The sequence below is a fragment of the Nostoc sp. EspVER01 genome (assembly GCF_034530635.1).
Classification (GTDB): Bacteria; Cyanobacteriota; Cyanobacteriia; order Cyanobacteriales; family Nostocaceae; genus Nostoc.
Window position 1 is genome coordinate 25,323 of record NZ_JAVRCS010000035.1, and the last position, 18,783, is coordinate 44,105.

At 42.9% G+C, this 18,783-nt stretch carries 16 protein-coding genes; 9 read left to right on the forward strand and 7 right to left on the reverse strand.

What is annotated here, in order from left to right; all coding sequences use genetic code 11:
* Window positions 1–206 precede the first annotated feature (206 nt).
* The gene (locus RMX69_RS23545; RefSeq protein WP_322638870.1) at window positions 207–2,024 is read right to left on the reverse strand and encodes a calcium-binding protein; all 1,818 of its coding nucleotides are present in this window, start codon (window positions 2,022–2,024) and stop codon (window positions 207–209) included.
* Window positions 2,025–2,873: 849 nt separating this feature from the next.
* Between RMX69_RS23545 and RMX69_RS23550 the strand changes: the two genes are divergently transcribed.
* Both RMX69_RS23550 and RMX69_RS23555 read left to right on the forward strand, forming a co-directional pair.
* Entirely contained in the window at window positions 2,874–3,290 is a 417-nt protein-coding gene (locus RMX69_RS23550; RefSeq protein ID WP_322638871.1) for a DUF2809 domain-containing protein, read from the forward strand.
* Complete coding sequence (locus RMX69_RS23555) at window positions 3,268–3,495, forward strand: DUF167 domain-containing protein (protein ID WP_322638872.1); 228 nt, start codon at window positions 3,268–3,270, stop codon at window positions 3,493–3,495. Before RMX69_RS23550 ends, RMX69_RS23555 begins: the two co-directional genes overlap by 23 nt.
* A gap of 123 nt (window positions 3,496–3,618) precedes the next feature.
* Here the strand turns inward: RMX69_RS23555 and RMX69_RS23560 are convergent, their stop codons facing one another.
* Entirely contained in the window at window positions 3,619–4,230 is a 612-nt protein-coding gene (locus tag RMX69_RS23560) for a glutathione S-transferase family protein (RefSeq protein WP_289797573.1), read from the reverse strand.
* Window positions 4,231–4,429: 199 nt separating this feature from the next.
* Between RMX69_RS23560 and RMX69_RS23565 the strand changes: the two genes are divergently transcribed.
* The 4 genes from RMX69_RS23565 to RMX69_RS23580 all read left to right on the forward strand — a co-directional run bounded on the left by RMX69_RS23565 (window position 4,430) and on the right by RMX69_RS23580 (window position 6,932).
* Window positions 4,430–5,131 (forward strand): SOS response-associated peptidase, encoded by a 702-nt coding sequence (locus tag RMX69_RS23565; RefSeq protein WP_322638873.1) that lies wholly within the window; start codon window positions 4,430–4,432, stop codon window positions 5,129–5,131.
* Window positions 5,132–5,378: 247 nt separating this feature from the next.
* Window positions 5,379–5,900 (forward strand): photosystem I assembly protein Ycf3, encoded by a 522-nt coding sequence (locus tag RMX69_RS23570; RefSeq protein WP_289797571.1) that lies wholly within the window; start codon window positions 5,379–5,381, stop codon window positions 5,898–5,900.
* Window positions 5,901–6,010: 110 nt separating this feature from the next.
* A complete protein-coding gene (gene gatC, locus RMX69_RS23575; RefSeq protein WP_322638874.1) occupies window positions 6,011–6,301 on the forward strand; it encodes an Asp-tRNA(Asn)/Glu-tRNA(Gln) amidotransferase subunit GatC in 291 nt (96 codons plus the stop codon).
* A 370-nt stretch (window positions 6,302–6,671) separates the two neighbouring features.
* Window positions 6,672–6,932, forward strand: coding sequence for a MoaD/ThiS family protein (locus RMX69_RS23580; protein ID WP_099103963.1), 261 nt, complete (start codon window positions 6,672–6,674; stop codon window positions 6,930–6,932).
* A 103-nt stretch (window positions 6,933–7,035) separates the two neighbouring features.
* Here the strand turns inward: RMX69_RS23580 and RMX69_RS23585 are convergent, their stop codons facing one another.
* The 3 genes from RMX69_RS23585 to RMX69_RS23595 all read right to left on the reverse strand — a co-directional run bounded on the left by RMX69_RS23585 (window position 7,036) and on the right by RMX69_RS23595 (window position 11,509).
* Entirely contained in the window at window positions 7,036–7,893 is an 858-nt protein-coding gene (locus RMX69_RS23585; RefSeq protein WP_289797569.1) for a lysophospholipid acyltransferase family protein, read from the reverse strand.
* Window positions 7,894–8,165: 272 nt separating this feature from the next.
* The gene (locus RMX69_RS23590; RefSeq protein ID WP_322638875.1) at window positions 8,166–8,648 is read right to left on the reverse strand and encodes a hypothetical protein; all 483 of its coding nucleotides are present in this window, start codon (window positions 8,646–8,648) and stop codon (window positions 8,166–8,168) included.
* 323 nt (window positions 8,649–8,971) lie between these two features.
* On the reverse strand, window positions 8,972–11,509 hold the full coding sequence (locus tag RMX69_RS23595) for a calcium-binding protein (protein ID WP_322638876.1): 2,538 nt from the start codon (window positions 11,507–11,509) through the stop codon (window positions 8,972–8,974).
* 478 nt (window positions 11,510–11,987) lie between these two features.
* On the opposite strand from RMX69_RS23595, the gene RMX69_RS23600 reads away from it, so the two are divergent.
* Entirely contained in the window at window positions 11,988–12,380 is a 393-nt protein-coding gene (locus RMX69_RS23600; protein WP_322638877.1) for a hypothetical protein, read from the forward strand.
* A gap of 484 nt (window positions 12,381–12,864) precedes the next feature.
* Here RMX69_RS23600 and RMX69_RS23605 read toward each other — a convergent pair whose 3' ends face one another.
* Window positions 12,865–14,319: a carotenoid oxygenase family protein gene (locus RMX69_RS23605; protein WP_322638878.1), complete on the reverse strand. Its 1,455-nt coding sequence runs from the start codon at window positions 14,317–14,319 to the stop codon at window positions 12,865–12,867.
* Window positions 14,320–14,559: 240 nt separating this feature from the next.
* Between RMX69_RS23605 and RMX69_RS23610 the strand changes: the two genes are divergently transcribed.
* Window positions 14,560–16,113, forward strand: coding sequence for a GTP-binding protein (locus RMX69_RS23610; RefSeq protein ID WP_322638879.1), 1,554 nt, complete (start codon window positions 14,560–14,562; stop codon window positions 16,111–16,113).
* A 355-nt stretch (window positions 16,114–16,468) separates the two neighbouring features.
* Here RMX69_RS23610 and RMX69_RS23615 read toward each other — a convergent pair whose 3' ends face one another.
* Window positions 16,469–17,332 carry a class I SAM-dependent methyltransferase gene (locus RMX69_RS23615; RefSeq protein WP_322638880.1) on the reverse strand — a complete coding sequence of 288 codons (864 nt, stop codon included), beginning with the start codon at window positions 17,330–17,332 and terminating at the stop codon, window positions 16,469–16,471.
* A 900-nt stretch (window positions 17,333–18,232) separates the two neighbouring features.
* Between RMX69_RS23615 and RMX69_RS23620 the strand changes: the two genes are divergently transcribed.
* A complete protein-coding gene (locus RMX69_RS23620) occupies window positions 18,233–18,709 on the forward strand; it encodes a hypothetical protein (RefSeq protein WP_322638881.1) in 477 nt (158 codons plus the stop codon).
* The last annotated feature ends 74 nt before the right edge of the window (window positions 18,710–18,783 follow it).

The following is an 18,783-nucleotide window of genomic DNA, read 5'->3' on the forward strand; positions in this document are numbered from 1 at the left end:
AAGATAATTTTAGAACGCTAATCAATTAGAAAGAATTAAGATGTGTTTCCCCCGAAGATAAGTACTAGCTTGTAAATAGTTTCATGTCGGATAAAGGAGAACACGCAGCCGTGTTCCCCTAGCCACAAAGAAAAGTATCCTTGAATCTGCCTTTTGATATTAGTACTTTCTATTGTTTGTATTTTATCCATCCAGTATTTTTCCGCTCATAGAAAAGTGAAATTGTCACTATCAAGTGTGAGACCCACTACCCCCTGCACAATACCGATGATCTCATCTTGCTCTGCTCCCAGTTTGTCTAAGAATATTCGTGTGTTGCTTCCAACAACTTGCAAGCGGTAATCCTGTGAAAATCCGTTGAGTTCAATTCGGTCTTGGCTAGAGTTGAAGTCAGTAATAATAGCCAAGTCTCCAAAACCAGGATTCATAATGTTGTTATCGTCGTAGAAAACATTTTCAGCGTCCCCCAGGATAAATCTATCTACCCCAGTCCCGCCAGTTAAGGTGTCAGTTTCCCCTAATCCAGGTGGAAATGGACTATTAGGAAAAGTACCGATGAGGATATCGTTTCCAGACCCCCCATTGAGTATTTCATTGCCGGGCCCGCCTTGTAGGCTATCATTGCCATCCTCACCATTGAGGATATCATCGCCATTATTACCGTCTAGGGTATCGTCGCCTGCTCTTGCATTTAGAGTGTTATTAGAAGTATTACCAAAAAGAAAGTTGTTAAAACTGTTACCTATCCCGGTAATGTTGCCACCTTCCCTCAGCCTCAGATTCTCCAGATTGGATCCTAGTATGTAGTTTACAGAAGACCGGACGTTATCTGTACCTGAATTCGCAGCCTCTGTAATGGTATCTAGAGTAGTGTCAACAATGTAAGTATCGTCACCTTCTCCCCCATTCAAAGTGTCAATACCTACACCACCATCAAGTGTGTCATTGCCCTTATTACCAGATAATCGGTTATTTTGATTGTCGCCAGTAATGCTGTCATTTCCATTTGTGCCGATGACATTATCAAAGTTGACTGCGGTAAATGACAATCTTCCTAAACCAGGAACGTTATTTGCGGCTAAATTTTGGGTTTGCAGGTTAACGACGATAGATACCCCAGGCAAAGATTGGGATGCATCTATGGTATTGTTGGCAACCTTAGGATTAGCAATAACTTTTTCTACTTTAAAGAGTAGGTCTTTTCCCAATCCCCCAGCTTTTTGAATAGTTCCGACACCTGACAAGTTAATAGTTTGACCTAGTTGAGTGTAGTCTGCGGTATCAATGCCATCTCCACCATCAATTTTGTCGTTACCCTGACTGCCTTTGAAGGTATCACTGCCTGCACCACCTTTTAAAGTGTCATTTCCTACACCACCATCAAGTGTATCATTGCCATTATTGCCGGATAATTGGTTATTTTGACTATCGCCAACAATGATGTCATTTGCATTTGTGCCGATGACATTATCAAAGTTGACTGCGGTAAATGACAATCTTCCTAAACCAGGAACGTTATTTGCGGCTAAATTTTGGGTTTGCAGGTTAACGACGATAGATACCCCAGGCAAAGATTGGGATGCATCTATGGTATTGTTGGCAACCTTAGGATTAGCAATAACTTTTTCTACTTTAAAGAGTAGGTCTTTTCCCAATCCCCCAGCTTTTTGAATAGTTCCGACACCTGACAAGTTAATAGTTTGACCTAGTTGAGTGTAGTCTGCGGTATCAATGCCATCTCCACCATCAATTTTGTCGTTACCCTGACTGCCTTTGAAGGTATCACTGCCTGCACCACCTTTTAGAGTGTCGTTTCCTGTGCCCCCATCAAGTGTATCATTGCCATCTCCACCATTTAGGCTGTCGTTCGCTGTCCCACCTGCGAGGGAATCGTTACCAGCCAAGCCATTCAAGATATCGTTACCGGAGGCACTATTGGCTTTACCACCACTAGCCCAACCAACTATGGTGTCATTTCCTAAACTTCCATTTATCGTATCAGGATTTATAGTACCGAAAACCATATTATCTCTCCTAAATTTTTCACTAAATATGTAAGTTCAGCATTAATCAAAGAACTATTTATCAGTTCAATGTAAATTACTGGTAATTTGCATAATCTCACGTTAAAAAACATTAACTATTTAGTTAGGAACTTCTCAACAAACAATATCCAACTACTTACTGTGGGCTGATACAAAAAGCCAGCCCTTTATTGCAAGCGAAACGCTTACTCTACAAAATCAGATAGTTTATTTCCTGAAAACCCATTAATTAATTACGCAAATTATTAAATAATTAGGCCAAATATTTTGGTTTTTCCGCAACTTTTTGAACCCATGCTGTAATTATTTAATTATCATGGAGTATAAGGCTGCACGAACTTTTTTATCAAATCTTAAAAATCCTTAATAAATCCGATTTATAATAAATTGATATATGTTTGTAAACCTGAAATTAAATATTTTTTAAAATCTACTGATTTGTTTGGTTAATGTTGATGTTGCCAGCTTTTTAGCTTGATGGTGTTTGTCATGAGGTTAGGTTTAAATATCATTTTTTTGTTAAAAAACTATTATGTTTAATTACAAAATAACATTTATCTATCCTGTGGAATGATAAATATGAATATTTAGTTATATATTGCTTCCCTATAGATAAATACATCCCAACTCTGTATTTGGAGCAATAGCCTATGTTGGATTGAAAGGGGACTGAAGCCAAGCCAGAGCGCGTAAATTGGGGACTCTTGAAAAGTTGAATGGGGATTCAGACGCTAACCAAATCTTAATTATATTTTCTTCCCCATTACCCAGCCGAGACTTATAGTCGTTCCGTTGCTAAAATTTTGCTTAGTCTCTAGCCTATAGAAAATGCTTCGATACCGTAACCAAACAATATTGATTATTATTTCTGTACTCATCGTTGTACCGATGGGATTTTTGTTTAAGTATTACAATGGGCCTGCCCATCACTGGTTTAATGACTACGGAGCAGCTGTATTTTACGAAATATTTTGGTGTCTGTTCGCATTTTGGTTTTTCAGAACTCGTGCAGCAGTAATCCAAATTCCTATATGGGTTTTTGCGATCACCTGTATACTAGAATTCTTGCAACTTTGGCATCCGCCACTATTAGAGCAAATTCGCGCCACCTTGATAGGTAAATTGTTACTTGGTACGACCTTTGTTTGGTGGGATTTTCCTCATTATGTATTGGGTTCTGTTTTAGGCTGGTTGTGGCTGCGACAATTACATGGAATAGGTTATGCAAAAAAAAGTCAAGGTTAAACCTAATTCAAAGCAGCAGAAAATTGAAGAACAACCTGATGGTAGCTTGACTGTTTATTTAAAATCGCCCCCAGTTGATGGTAAGGCTAATGAAGAGTTAATTAAACTATTAGCGGATAAATTTGATGTACCGAAGTCTCATATCAGAATTAAGTCAGGTTTCTCCTCTCGGCAAAAGCTGATGGAAATTGATACGAATACCTAACTGCTGCTTAATAATATCTTTTGTGAAGACTTTGCTGCCTTCTGAATGTGAGCTACATTCCACCCAGTACATTCTCTACTAGAGACAAGAAAGGAGAGATAGAAACTTGCTCTCATCTAATTTTTATGCCTCTGTAATACTGATATACCTTGGTTGAGTTTTGACTCTTTCTATCCAAGCTTGGATAGCAGCATATTGTGTTAAATCAAACCCACCTTCATCAGCTACATGAGTGTAAGCGAACAAAGCGATATCAGCAATCGTGTAACGTTCTCCCACAAAAAAATCTTGAGAAGTTAAGTGTTTATTCATCAAGTTAAGTGCTGCATAGCCTGGTTCGCGTTTTTGTTTGATTGCTTCACTATATTCTTCAGTTTTACCTAAAATAGAAATCCAAAATCTTGATGTAGCAATAAAAGGCTCATGGCTATATTGTTCAAAACATAACCATTGCAGCACCTGCGCTCGTAAAAAGCGGTCATAAGGTAAAAACTCTGTACCTTCACTTAGATAAACCAATATGGCATTTGATTCTGCCAAATATTTCCCTGACTCGATTTCCAGAACAGGTATCTTACCGTTAGGATTTTTACTTAAAAATTCTGGTGTTCGAGTCTCGCCTTTCAAGATGTTAAGCTCTATCCTCTCAAAAGGCATACCTAGTTGTGTCAATAAAAGACGTATCTTATAACCATGGCCAGAAGGTAAAAAATCGTACAGATGCAGTAGTTCCATGTTAAAATACAGTTAGGAATGTATTGAGAAGTAAAGGTTCAAAATACAATATTTTACCAAAAGATTTTCCCAAAACCGGATATTTTTTTTGTATTTAGTATCTGAACGTACTACAGGAAAATATTCAAAAAAATAAAAAAAAACATTATTTATTTCTAGATTGAGACATTTAATTTAGTTAGCGGTCGAAAATAAAACTATGTGTGGAAGATTTACTCTAAACCAGTCGGCAGAAGGATTGTCTGAAGTTTTCCATGTCGAGTTAGTTCCCGATTTGGCAGCGGAATATAATATTGCGCCTACGCAAATGGTGGCAACAGTGTTGCAAAATACCGAAAGCGAAAAGCGGGAATTTAAGCAGTTGTATTGGGGATTAATTCCGTCATGGGCGAAAGATGCAGGAATGGGGGCAAAGCTGATTAATGCTAGGGCAGAAACTGTTGCTGAAAAACCCGCTTTTCGTTCGGCTTTTAAGCACAGACGCTGTTTAGTGTTAGCTGATGGCTTTTATGAGTGGCAACGCCAACAAGGTAAGAAGCAGCCATTTTATTTTCGTCTTCAAGATGGGCAACCCTTCGGTTTTGCAGGTTTGTGGGAGAGATGGCGATCGCCTGCTAACGAAGAAATAATCTCTTGTACAATTCTGACAACGGCAGCTAACGAATTACTCCAACCCATCCACGAGCGGATGCCAGTGATTCTGGAACCACAAGATTACGATTTATGGCTAGATTCCCAAGTGCAAACAGCCCAAACCCTACAGCAGCTATTGCGTCCCTATCCAGCGTCAGCAATGACTGCATATCCAGTTAGCACCTTGGTAAACAACTCTCGACATAATAGTTCAGAATGTATCGTACCCCTCAGCGAGAAGAATGCCCCCGCAAATCAGTTAAATTAACTATTGAGTGAACTGGGGGATTGGGGAGATGAGGGAGCAAAGAGTGCGGGGACCGGGGGAGTAATGAGTAATGAGTAATGAGTAATGAGTAATGAGTTGGAGCAGGGGGACAACGAGGAATTATTGAACAAGTCTCTCCCAAGTCTTCCCCCTCTGACTTGTCTACCTTTGTCTCTTCTGCATACCCAATTCCCAATGCCCAATGCCCAATCCCCAATGCCCCAATACCCAATACCTAGAGAGAAATATGCCAAGAACACAAAAGAACGATAATTTTATTGACAAATCCTTTACTGTGATGGCGGATATTATTCTGAAGATCCTGCCAACCAACAAAAAAGCTAAAGAAGCGTTTGTTTATTATCGAGATGGTATGTCGGCCCAAGCGGAAGGGGAATATGCTGAGGCATTGGAATACTATGAAGAAGCTCTAACACTAGAGGAAGATACCAACGATCGCGGCTATATTTTCTACAATATGGGGCTAATTTATGCCAGCAATGGCGACCACAACAAGGCTTTAGAACTATATCATCAGGCAATTGAGTTAAACCCACGTATGCCCCAAGCCTTGAACAACATCGCTGTGATTTACCACTATCAAGGCGAAAAAGAAAAAGAAGCTGGAGATAACGAGGCTGGCGAAGCACTTTTTGACCAAGCAGCAGACTATTGGATTCGTGCGATTCGCATGGCCCCCAATAACTATGTCGAAGCTCAAAACTGGCTAAAAACCACTGGGCGATCGCAAATTGACGTATTCTTTTAGTCATTAGTCATTAGTTCTTTGTCATTTGCTAAGGACTAATGACCAATACTTCGACTAGGCCCTTCGGCTACGCTCAGGACAAGCTCAGTACAAGTGACCAATGACAATTTATGATTGACCAAGAACAAGTTCACAAAGTAGCTAATCTTGCTCGTTTAGAATTGACTCCAGAAGAAGAGAAACAATTCACTACCCAGTTGGGAAGTATTCTGGACTATATCGAACAATTGAATGAACTTGATGTCAGTAATGTGCTGCCAACAACACGTGCAATTGATGTCAGCAATATTACACGAGAGGATGAATTACAACCCTATCCTGACCGAGAAAGTATTCTCAACGGTGCGCCTGAACAAGAAGGCGAATTTTTTAAAGTACCAAAAATCCTCAATGCTGAATAGTCAAACAATTTGGGATTTTAGACTTCGACTACGCTCAGTCGAACGATTTGCAATTTTAGATTGACGATAGCGCAGCGTAAAGTCTTCTCTTCTCACAAAGGGAGACGTTATGCATAACTTGCTTCCACAAAATGGTACGAGAGGCTTGTCGCGACACTTACAAGAGTACGCCAACGGCATAGCAACTCTTAGAGATGCTACCGCGTAGCTTACTTCTCCGTAAGAGTACGCTTAGAGGATGTCCACGTATACTTAAATTTGTTTCACGCACAAGGGGCGGGGAAGCAAAACATACATAAGTTATGTTGAACATTTGTTTACATTCTTGGCAACTATTAAAATACTTGCTCGTACTGCCAAAGTATGTTATATGTCTAAATCTGTAATTACTGTTACCGTAAAATTGTTCGCTGCTTATCAAGAAGCCTTTAGGGTTTCGGAACTAGTGCTGGAATTTCCTAATAGTATGCCAGTCAAAGCAGTATGCGATCGCCTCATAGCTGAACACCCTGAACTCTCACAATGGCGCGATATAACCCGTTTTGGGATTAATTTGATATTTGTCGAACCAGATACCCTACTACAAGATGGGGATGAGGTTGTGTTGATTCCACCAGTCAGTGGCGGCTAGGAAAAGAGTTAGGAGTTAGGAGTTAGGAGTTAGGAGTTAAGAGTTAAGAGTTAGGAGTTAGGAGTTAGGAGTTAAAGGTTCAAAACTTCTAACTCATAACTATTCAAAGAGAATTGGTCTTAGCAGTTAGGTTTATTAAGTTATCTAACTCTTGCTGCATCTGACTAACAACTAATTCATAACATTCATTGACATAGTAGCGATCGCTAGCTGCTTCTCTACCGTAGCGTTCAAATACAATTGGCGGACAAACCCGCGTATACATGGGCACTGGCAATGGAATATTGGGCAACGGGCCAATTGCTAATCCCCAAGGCAGTCCGAGATAGATTGGAAAAACTTCTGGGTCGATACCTAATAGCCAAGGCATCCCCCACTCGTGGAGTTGCTGTACAAATTTGTAGCAGTCAGCGATGACAATGAGTGTATCGTGAGCGCCCCAGGAAATCACAGGCACAATTGGCACATTTTCCCGTAATGCTAACTTGATAAATCCTTGTCGCCCCGCAAGGTAGATTTTGTTACGTAAATAATGCGGTCGGAAGACATCTTCGGCTCCACCGGGATAAACTAGCACACTCGCTCCAGAACGCAAGGCTGTGTAAGCCATTTTTGGATGAGCGATGATTGCTCCAGCCTTGGCGACCAGTTGCGCTAGTGGCGTGCTAACCTGCCAAGCCTTGGGATGCATCAAACCATAAATGGGTTTCTCTACACCAAATCTTCGGAACCAGTCGTACATCATCATTACCATATCTGGGGCTGCGAGTCCGCCATTGTGCGAACCAACAAATAAGACTTTTTGCTGGGGTGGAATATTCTCCCAGCCACTAGTTTTAACTTGGAAATAGTAGTGATACAAAAACCCAAATAGGGGCATCAGAGATTCTATGAACTTTGGATCTCGCTCATCCAAAGACCAACCGGTTTTTTTGTTTAAGAAATGTTGCTTTTTTGACATCGATGCATTCTAACAGCATTGGCAAAGTTCAAACAATCCCTTGTTTAGATATAACTCAATCCGGTTGGGTTAAAGCTAAAACTCTGTATTAAAGTCAACATAGACGCATAAGGGTTGATTTTACTTAATTGCGATCGCTTAATCATTAGATATTTGGTGAAATTAAATATGCGTTATCCATAACCCTTGTAGAGACATAGCACTGCTACGTCTCTACATTACTTTTCACTCATATTTCTATTGCCACATCGCGGCGATTAATTTAGTGATATCTATGGAGTAGTTGCTGGTTTTGAACGCTGCTGTTGGTAAAAAGCCACAACTTTTTGAAGATATGTAGCAGTAAATCCGCTGTTGCAGCCTGTATAGCTGCCAGTCATCCACCAGCAACCGACGCCACGCACAGCAGCGGTTTCATTATTATTGCTGGTGATAAATTGTTTGTTAAACTCACGGCGCGTGATGCAAGAAACGACTTGACGTGCCTTCGCGGGGCTATTTTCAAACTGCGTTGGTGTTAGTTCTTGTTTAAGACAATATTTCGACCAGCCTTTTAAGGTTTCTGGTTTAACTTGCCATTCACTGTAGAGTCCATCATTTGCGGTGCCAGTCTGCGGTGCAGCTAGTCGCAACGCTTCTACCATTGCCGCGACTTGGGCATTAGAAACCTGTTGTTGTGCTTGAGCTAACAATGATGACAGTCCAAAGCTGACAATCACTCCGCTAAGTAGTAATGCTATCGGGTTTCTCCTCATGATTTTGGACTTATTTTTAGATACCAATATGTAGGATACTACGTTTTTACACTTAGGATCGTGGATTTAATAACCTGTGTAGGTTGGGTTGAGTCTGCGAAACCCAACCTACAAAAGTCGATGTTATTTAATTCTCATTCCTTAGCAATTATCGAAGATTAGAGTGAATGGGTATGGGAAAGAGGACTTGGGGACAAGGGCAAATGGCACTAAGAAAAGCTGTAAAGTATGCTGTATAAGCATTACAAGTATTGATTCGTTAATAGCAGTGGACGCTTGGCTGCGTAGGCGACTGTTTCGGCTTTTCTTAGTACCATTTGTCTTTAGGCTACAGTGACTCCTAGCGTATAAGAACCAGGATCAAAAAAGCCAGAACTGAAAATTCCGCCATTTTGAGGGAAGTAATCATAATCACTTACTGAAATGGAGTAAGTACCTGCCCCTAGTGAAGCGGTGATTGATTGAGAAGTACTGGAACTCTGTAAGTTCCCAGCACTATTAAATACGCCGAGAACTGGAAAGACACCACTGTAATTCAGCGTGCTAATAGTCACAGTTCCTGGGTTAGTTAAAGAAAATGTGAAAAAGTCGAAATCAGGATTGTTCCCTGGAAGTCTTGCTAGTTGAGCAGAGGTATTAACTTCTGAACCTAATGTTAAAGTACCTAGCTTCTCAGCAGTGGCTAGTGTATTGTTTGTCCCTTGTGCAGCATCTTCTTTCTCGTAGAACAGGAAGTCGTCACTATCAAGCTTCAGAGGCGATGCTTGCACAACACCAACGAGTTCATCTATTTCTCCTGAGTTGTCCAGAAATACCCTTGTATCGGCTCCCACAGTCTGCAAGCGATAGTCTGCCAGTGTTCCTTTGAGCTGGATTGTATCTTCATTGGAGTTGAAGCCACTGATGGTAGCGTAGTCTGCCAAACCAGTACTTCCACTGTTGTTATCGTCATAGAAGACATTAGTAGCATCTCCAAGTAAGAACTGATCTTCCCCAGGCCCTCCAGTTAGGGTATCAACCTCCCCTAATCCAGGAGAATCAGAACCGTTAGTATCAACGCCTATGAGGACATCATTTCCAGGTCCTCCAAAGAGAGTGTCATTGCCGGCCCCGCCACGGAGGGTGTCATCGCCTTCTCCTCCTTCGATTTGGTCATTGCCAGCCCCGCCAAACAGGCTGTCATTCCCATTCTCGCCCAAGACGAGGTCATTACCTTCCTGACCATCAAGAAAGTCATCACTATCCCCACCAAGCAAGGTGTCATTGCCGCCTCTGCCAAAGAGGGTATCACTGCTGCCTCCTCCAATCAGGGAGTCGCTAAAACTAGAACCAAAGACTTGCTCGATATTGAACAGGACATCATTCCCATCTCCCCCACTGGCAGTTCCAGCGCCAAGGTCAACGGTGACTCCAGCAGTGGCATTTGAATAGTCAGCAGTATTAATGCCAGTCCCACCAAAGAGTTGGTCATCCCCGCCTCCACCTTGGAGTTGGTCATCGCCATCCCCACCAAGCAAGGCGTCATTGCCGCTGCCGCCTAGCAGGGTATCATTGCCTTCTCTACTAATGAGGTTGTCATTCCCGTCCTCACCATTGAGAAAGTCATTGCCAGCCCCACCAAGCAGGATGTCAATGCCGCTACCGCCAAGCAGGGAGTCATTGCCGTACCCGCCATTGATAAAGTCGTCGTTAGCCCCGCCAAGGAGGGTGTCATTGCCGTTATCGCCAAAGAGGCGGTCATTACCAGCCTCACCATTGACAAAGTCATTCCCGTCCCCACCACTGATGAAGAAGTCATTGGCAGCTCCGCCAAGGATGGTGTCATTGAACCTAGAACCAACGACTCTTTCAATCTCCAACAGGACATCACTCCTGCCCTGCCCTGTAGCGGTTCCAGTGGCAAGGTTAATCGTGACTCCGGCAGTGGCACTGAAATAATCAACAGTATCAACACCAATTCCACCCAAAAGTTGGTTATTGCCAGTCCCACCACGCAAGGTGTCATCGCCAGCCCCACCACGGACAGTATCGTTGCCTTCTTCGCCATCAAGCAGATCATTGCCAACTCCACCATCAAGCAGGTCATCGCCACCTCTACCAAAGAGCGAGTCATTACCGCGCCCGCCAATTAGAAAGTCTTTGAAAGCAGAACCAAAGACTTGTTCGATATTAAACAGGACATCATTCCCAGCCCCTCCTTTGGCGGTTCCAGTCGCCAGGTTGACGGTGACACCGGCAGTGCTATTTGAATAGTCAGCAGTATCATTGCCAGTCCCACCAAAGATTTTGTCATCCCCGTCCCCTCCTTCTAGTCGGTCATGGCCAGCCCCGCCAAGGAGGGTGTCATCGCCAGCCTGACCAATCAAGTTGTCATCGCCATTCTCGCCATCAATCTGGTCATCGCCAGCCCCGCCATTGAGCGTGTCAACCCCTTCCCCGCCAAAGAGTTGGTCTTTACCGTCTTCTCCAGCGAGTCGGTCATTTCCGTCTCCGCCTTCGATAAGGTCATTGCCAGATCCAGCAAGGAAAGCATCATTACCGAACCCACCAAGCAGGGTGTCGTCACCGCCTTTGCCAAGGAGTTGATCGTCCCCATCCTCGCCATCGAGAAGGTCATTGCTAGATCCACCAAGGAGGACATCATCGCCCAACCCACCAAGCAGGGTGTTCTCGCCGTCCTCACCATTGAGAAGGTCATTGCCGTCCTCGCCATTAAGCGAGTCATTGCCAGCCCCACCCAAGAGGTCATCATTGCCGCCCCGACCAAAGAGGTTATCATCACCGCCCTGACCAAGGATAGCGTCATTGTCAAACGTGCCAATTAGAGTGTTATTCTGGTTGTCTCCAATAATGTCTGCCATATCAATCCCCTCGCTTATAAGTTTGATTCAGAGATATTCGCTGGCAAAGATGTCATCTATGAATAGCCCTGCCAGCGGGGAAAAACCCTAGATAGGTAGTTCAATTTAAAAGCTACAATGAAAGCTACAATAAGAATGTGAGGATCTTGTGAAGAAATACCTTAGCAGAAGAAAAGGTAGAAGTTCCTTCTCTTCGAGACGCTCCGCGAACAAGTGATACAAGCGGATATTGTCTGCGCCAGAGCAAGGCTTCCAGAGAGATTATTAGAAAAAAAACTGTTCAACTCCTCAGTACAAAATCTAGAAGATAAAGTGACAAAAGAACATTTATGGTATGGTCGCAATATTAAAGTAATAGATGGGTCAACAGTGTCTATGCCGAACACCGTAGAAAACCAAAAAGAATATCCAAAGTAAAAGTAGTTAAAAGCCCGGATGTGGGTTTCCAATTGCGAAAATTGGTGTGATATTCAGTTTGGTGACAGGAGCCGCTGTTGCTTTATGCATAGACGTTTTGAACACTCATGATATTAAATTAGCAAGAGAACTGTACAGTTCTCTTAAACCCAATGATGTGCTTATAGGAGATAGAGGTTTTTGTGCTTACGCCGATATGTTTACTATCAAAAAGCTTGACTGTGATGCTGTATTTTGTAAGCATCAATCTCGTACAACAACTATGCAGAAAGGTAAAATTATTGGAGCTTGCGACAAATTAGTTACTTGTTATAAGCCTAGAAGTTGTCCAAAAGGATTGAGTAAAGATGAATTTGATGCTCTACCTAAAACCATAATTGTAAGAGAAATTTACTACTACATCGTTATTACTAGTTTTCGTACTCAACGAGTTAGTTTAATTACTACTCTCTAAGATAAATCAATTTATTCTATTAATTAACTTTATTCCCAAATTATTAGCAGCAACTTCTCAAAAACGCCTCCGAATTTATCGCACTTTGCTAAAAGTTGTTGCTCACAAGGCTGTTCCCGACCGCTTAGGTCGAAGTCAACCACGAGTTCGTAAACGTCGCCCCAAAATTTTCCCCTTAATGACAAAACCCCGGCATGAATTACGTAAACAATTACAAACTGCTTAATTGATAAGCTTTTCCGCTTTTCTTAGTGCCATTCGAGACAAGGGCAAAGACTTGTTGCAAGTTCTTACCTCTTGTCACCATATATTTGGGTCTGAATCCTAAAGCTTCACGCAATGCTTTAAAGTAATGAGTGGATGAAAAATGGGTATTTACTTATTACTTATTACTCATTACTCCTTCTTAAGAGCGCCTTTAGGTCGGTGAGGATGTCAACTTGTCCCCTTGTCTCCCCTACTCCCCTGCTTCTTCCCCAAATTGTTAAACTGGGTTCCAAGTGCCGTGGAAACTGTGGGGAATAACGCTAGGTAATCCTAGTTTGCAAACTGGTTCTTCATCCAGACGATCGCTATCAAATACCCAAACTTCACTACTATGAGAATTACCATCGTATACAACAGTTAGCACCCAGCCTTGCTCAGGGTTTTGGGCATCTTCGGCGTAGATGGGTTCTGAAGGATAGCGGTTTTCGCCTAAGTCTGCTTCAGTGAGGGTTTCGGTTTTGTAGTCGAAGCGAGCGATCGCACTGAACAATTCTTTGTCTGTATCCCCTCTTTGGGGCATTAATAATATGTAAGTATAACGCCAAGGTTGCCCAACTTGCGTAGCTTGCCGCCGTAGGCATGGCTGCACGCTGGGAAATTCACACTTGCGGTTGACAACTTCCTGTATTGCTGTCACTTTACCAGTTTGAGGATTGAGGCGCACTTGCCACAATGTTCCTTTACTTACTGTGTGCGTCTCACCAGTTGCAAATTCTCTGAGATACTCATTAGTTTGGTGAAAATCTGCATATCGTACCATATCCAGAATCACGGAACCGTGTTCATCTTCATAGCCATTGCCAAAATGCCAATTAAACCAGGCATCGGTTTCACCACGACTCACTAAAGATAAGTTTTCGCGATCGAAGATTAACACCTGGGTTCCTAATTTAGGTTCCCATAACAGAGATTCACTAAAGGTAGTCAGACCAAGAATGACTGATAGTGTTTTCATCCGCATCGGTGGCATGAAAAACACCAGATACCTTTGAGTTAAAACAAAATCATGTATTATAGAGCAGCGATCTAGCTTAAAAGCAGTTTTTTGGATGATTTTGCCAGTAGCATCACTTTTGTAGAGATTCAGTTGTACAGAACTTCCGATACTGATTCCAAAGTTAAAAATCTCGCCTGTTTGTGCATCACGCTTGTAATGAGCAGAATAAGGTAATCCGTTATCCAAAGCACCTAAATCATCCAATCCCTTCGTTTCTAAAGTTTGCAAATCAAGGGCGTAGGGATTGGTTGGTTCCCATAAAGCCAATAATTTATCAGGTAATGCCAACACTGAGGTATTCGCTGCATTCTTCATCTGTTGGCCCCAGCGCTTCCAGATGGGGCCTGGCGTATGCATCCCATAGACACCATAAAGAAACCTATCCGCTTGAGTTTCAGCTAGATATTCTGCTGTTTGCACATAGCGATAGACTCCGGTAGCTCCTGCATCTGTGAAATGAACGCCGAGAATTGCCCCGTCTCCATCAAACCAGTGTCCGACACGAGCGCCACCGCGTTCTAGGCGTGCAGGACCATTGCGGTAAAGAGTGCCACGCAAGCCATCTGGAATTTTGCCAGAAATAATTGACAGTTGAGTAAGGGGAAATTCTTTTGCCGGTTCTGCGATCGCACCAGCCCAAGAATTATTTATTGACTTTTTGGTAATAGTATGCATACTAAAACTTCTGGAAATATTGATAATGTAGACAATTGCATTTTTACATTGTTGCAATTTTTTAAAGATGCAAAAAATGGAGTAAGCATTGTTGATTTATCAGGAAAGTCTCTTTTCTCCCACCCTTGCCCCTCTGCCCCCCTGCTCCTCTGCCTCCTTCTCACTACTCTGGTAAAAAATGCTGAAACTATTAAGATTAGAAGCATCTGCCTACTGAATACTTACTAAACCTTCCCAGCCATGCCTCTGTCACGCATAGTAACGCTGATTGTCGGTCTGATCGTCATTTTGGGGCTAGCCCTATGGCTAATTGATTCCCTATCACGCCTCTATTGGCAATTATCCTATTCGCCGTTGCTAGGCAATTTGCTGCTGTTGCTGCTGATTATCCTGATTGGAGCCTTGGTTGCCGCTTTTGTTTATTATGTATTGGTGATTAGATCCGGGGAAAAGCGATCGCGCCGTAACCCGAAGCGAGCGACTGCGGCACAAATTCCGGCTGCTAAATCTGATGCTGCTTCTACAACTCTCCAGGCTGTGCGGCAACAGGTAGCGCAAATTCAAGATGAAGTCACACGCCAAGCTTTATTAAGTCGCTCGCGAGAAATTGAAGCCAACCTCGCACGGGGTGAAATTCAAGTAGTGGTATTTGGTACGGGGAGTGCTGGCAAAACTTCCCTAGTTAATGCGATTATGGGACGCATGGTCGGTCAGGTGGATGCACCGATGGGTACAACTCAGGTTGGAGAAACCTATTGTCTGCGGTTGAAGGGATTAGAACGCAAGATTTTAATTACGGATACGCCGGGGATTTTAGAAGCAGGGGTGGCGGGAACGGAACGGGAACAAATGGCGCGAGAATTGGCGACAGAAGCAGATTTACTGTTATTTGTGGTAGATAATGATTTACGACGCTCAGAATATGAGCCACTGCGGGGGTTGGCAGAAATTGGGAAGCGATCGCTTCTAGTTCTCAACAAAACTGATTTATATACAGATGAAGATAAAGAATCCATCCTTGCGAGATTGCGTCAACGGGTACGGGGATTTATTGCTACTAATGATGTGGTAGCGATCGCTGCTAATCCCCAATCTGCACAACTCGAAACTGGCGAAACCTTCCAACCTGAACCCGATATTGTGCCATTGTTGCGGCGCACGGCTGCTGTTTTACGAGCCGAGGGTGAAGATTTGGTGGCGGATAATATTCTTTTGCAATCTCTGCGATTGGGAGACGAAGCGCGAAAACTCATTGATGGGCAGCGTCGCCGTCAAGCTGACAAAATCGTAGAACGGTTTCAATGGATTGGTGCTGGTGTGGTATCAGTTACGCCGATACCAGTTGTAGATTTATTGGCGACAGCCGCAGTCAACGCTCAAATGGTTGTGGAAATTGGCAGAGTGTATGGCTGTGAATTGAATATGGAACGGGGACGAGAATTAGCGCTTTCTTTAGCGAAAACCATCGCTAGTTTGGGGATTGTCAAAGGAGCAATTCAATTATTATCTACAGCGTTGCAACTCAATGTTGCCACCTTTATTATTGGTAGAGCAATTCAAGGTGTGACAGCAGCTTATTTAACGCGAATTGCTGGTAAAAGTTTCATTGAATATTTTCGTCATGACCAAGATTGGGGTGATGGTGGAATGACGGAAGTTGTACAGCGACAGTTTCAAATTAATCGCAGAGATGAATTTATTAAAGCTTTTATTCAGGAAGCGATCGCACGGGTAGTGAAGCCATTACAAGATAAATCTGAGGTGGTTGAACATGATGAAGAAGTCAATAGTTAAATAATTGAAAATTCAAAAATAAATGTGCTTACTGTTAAGCAGTCCCAAATCATTTAGCCATCGCACGCAACACCTGCCCAACTTCTTATGTTTCATCTCTAGCAAGCTTTTTGCCGTTTACTAACCGTCGAACTCACGTTAAATTATGCTCCTGTGCTTTCAAGCGAGTCAAGCTGCTATTTGTGCGATCGCCTCAGCAAGCCCTAATTATTCATGTCATATCATGTCCGGTTAAAGACTTATCATTAAAACCGCAGAGGGGAGGGGTTTTTGGGTTTTCTGCATAGATTTGGGAATTATAACTAATTAGCCGGACATGATATCATAAGGCGACAGTTGTCTCCCTGTTCCCCTCTTAGGAGGCTTTGGGTTTGATGAACTTGAGGGTCATGCGATCGCTCTCTCCAATGATCAGAAAGCGTTGCCGATCTTTTTGACCTTGGCTCAAGGTTGGAGGTAGTGTCCAAACTCCGCCCGGATAGTCCTTGGTATCTTTTGGGTTGGCATTAATCTCTGATTTACCTACCAATTTAAAGCCAGCTTTCTCCACAGCAGCAATTACCCCATCTTCAGACATATAGCCAGTTTTAATACTCTCTTCTAAAGAAGTCCCCTTAAGGGCGCGGTGTTCTTCCACTCCCAAGATGCCCCCTGGCTTGAGTGCTTTATAAGCCGCCGCATAAACCTGCTCCTCATAGCCAGCTTTGACCCAGTTGTGAATATTACGGAATGTAACAACCATATCCACAGAGTTATCTGGGGCTAGGCTAAGTTCATTTGGGGGATTGATTTGGGCGACTTTGACCTTACCAAAAACCTCTGGATTAGCTGCCAGCTTCTCTTGGAAAGCCAAAGCGGGTTTACTCATGCTGGCAGTCAAGTTAGTAACTATGAGTTGTCCCTTAGACGCTAGAAATGGGGCTAATATCTCAGTGTACCAGCCGCTTCCTGGCCACAATTCAACTACAGTCATATTTGGGCGCAGACCGAAGAATTCGAGGGTCTGGGCTGGGTGGCGGTACTTATCTCGGTCACGATTTGCAATGGAGCGATGACTGCTGGTGAGTATGGTTTGGAACGTGGTTGTGCTGTTAAATGTTGCTTTTTTACTCTCGTTGGCTAGAACAGTTGGGGGCATTACGGATGCCAATACAAGGATTGCTAGAGTCAGGGCTTTTAGTAAGCCTTTGCGGTGGGTAAGATTTTGTGCAAATTTCATAACTGTTGTTTTTACTTTCCGCTTTAGCATAGGGCAAATAGCGTTCTCATAAATGGGTGCGGTGGCGTACCCGTTGTAGTTATTACTCTCCCGTTTTTCTAGCGACCTGCAATCATCGGTTTGAGCCAAGATTAAGGTTCTTGGCAACTTTTGGTGATCTTGGTTGGGGTAAGGCAGAAGGCAGAGGAAAGAAAAATTCCCACAATTGAAGCTTTGCTTGGATTATAGAACATCTGCATCCCAAGAAAGCCGTGAGCGATGCCTGCGGCGGGCGTTCGCGTAGCGTCTCGTAGAGAAGCCATCGCCCCTTGAAGTCACAAATTCCACGCCCGAATAAGAAAACGTTTTAAAACTTTCTACCTTAAAGTACGTAACCTTTCATCATCACCAAAATCTGACAATAACCAAGATTAATTGCAACTATAAAAGTCAAAAAAACGAACGTTTTCTTAACTGTTTCAGCGGACAGTTCAACATACCTATACACCTGATTATTTGATGTCTAATACCCAGTCATACTAATTGGAAGAAATACGGAATTTTGCAGTCTAATTCCCCTAATAGTGGTAGTATTTTCACTAATCACAGTGTAATTGCCTATTTTGGGATGTTTTTTCTGTCTAATCATCCGAATTAGCGGTATTAGACTAATAAAACCAGTCTCATAAATAGTTTGCCTACTACAAAATCTGACTGGTGGGAAATCCTATATTTATCCCTGCCAGAGCAGCACTTTGTTGCAACTGATAGCTGACAGCAGCCAAGAGAGCTAACCGCTATGTGAAGCGGTTGTGCTTGCTTGAGCTTGTCTTTAAGCTTTTGTGTCATGCCCCAAGTGGGGGAATCTCAATTTTTAGTTGTTAGAGCGAGGTAAGGAAAATGCAAAATAAATCTACTCAAATGAAGAATATTTTCAAGGTACTGGCGGTAATTCTGGTCATATTTGGTATCTACACTGCTCAGTCTGCTATGGCCTATAGCGCTCAGACTTTCACAAAGGCCAGTCTTGAGGGAAATTATGCCTATGTCAACAACAGTGCTAATGTTGCCAGCTTAGGGCCGATAACCTTCGATGGAAAAGGTGGACTAACTGTAGACCTCATAGCGAACTTACCGTGTGCCAATCCGATTCCTAATTGTTCTAGAAGCATTAACGATCTTCCTCCGGTGACGAATGGAACTTATTCGGTGGCCACAAATGGTACTGGTGTTGCTACGATCCCTTTCTCTACTGGCACGGTGACATATAATTTTATAATCTCCGAAACTCAGAAAAAAGGAAGAATACTCCTAGCAACCCAGGTTTTTGCGATTGGTCAAAAAGGAGGATTGGCTGGGCAGTTAATCGCTCCCACATGGAGTCGAGTATCAGACTAAGGATGAAGCAAGGATAGCCGAGTAGAGTGAGCAAGACTGAAACCTTGTCCACTCTATTTTTGTAACACTGATAT

Bases quoted from the DNA above. Each gene is read 5' to 3' on its own strand.
- RMX69_RS23545 (WP_322638870.1), bottom strand. From the start codon at position 2,024: ATGGTTTTCGGTACTATAAATCCTGATACGATAAATGGAAGTTTAGGA.
- RMX69_RS23550 (WP_322638871.1), top strand. From the start codon at position 2,874: ATGCTTCGATACCGTAACCAAACAATATTGATTATTATTTCTGTACTC.
- RMX69_RS23555 (WP_322638872.1), top strand. From the start codon at position 3,268: ATGCAAAAAAAAGTCAAGGTTAAACCTAATTCAAAGCAGCAGAAAATT.
- RMX69_RS23560 (WP_289797573.1), bottom strand. From the start codon at position 4,230: ATGGAACTACTGCATCTGTACGATTTTTTACCTTCTGGCCATGGTTAT.
- RMX69_RS23565 (WP_322638873.1), top strand. From the start codon at position 4,430: ATGTGTGGAAGATTTACTCTAAACCAGTCGGCAGAAGGATTGTCTGAA.
- RMX69_RS23570 (WP_289797571.1), top strand. From the start codon at position 5,379: ATGCCAAGAACACAAAAGAACGATAATTTTATTGACAAATCCTTTACT.
- gatC (WP_322638874.1), top strand. From the start codon at position 6,011: ATGATTGACCAAGAACAAGTTCACAAAGTAGCTAATCTTGCTCGTTTA.
- RMX69_RS23580 (WP_099103963.1), top strand. From the start codon at position 6,672: ATGTCTAAATCTGTAATTACTGTTACCGTAAAATTGTTCGCTGCTTAT.
- RMX69_RS23585 (WP_289797569.1), bottom strand. From the start codon at position 7,893: ATGTCAAAAAAGCAACATTTCTTAAACAAAAAAACCGGTTGGTCTTTG.
- RMX69_RS23590 (WP_322638875.1), bottom strand. From the start codon at position 8,648: ATGAGGAGAAACCCGATAGCATTACTACTTAGCGGAGTGATTGTCAGC.
- RMX69_RS23595 (WP_322638876.1), bottom strand. From the start codon at position 11,509: ATGGCAGACATTATTGGAGACAACCAGAATAACACTCTAATTGGCACG.
- RMX69_RS23605 (WP_322638878.1), bottom strand. From the start codon at position 14,319: ATGCATACTATTACCAAAAAGTCAATAAATAATTCTTGGGCTGGTGCG.
- RMX69_RS23610 (WP_322638879.1), top strand. From the start codon at position 14,560: ATGCCTCTGTCACGCATAGTAACGCTGATTGTCGGTCTGATCGTCATT.
- RMX69_RS23615 (WP_322638880.1), bottom strand. From the start codon at position 17,332: ATGAAATTTGCACAAAATCTTACCCACCGCAAAGGCTTACTAAAAGCC.
- RMX69_RS23620 (WP_322638881.1), top strand. From the start codon at position 18,233: ATGAAGAATATTTTCAAGGTACTGGCGGTAATTCTGGTCATATTTGGT.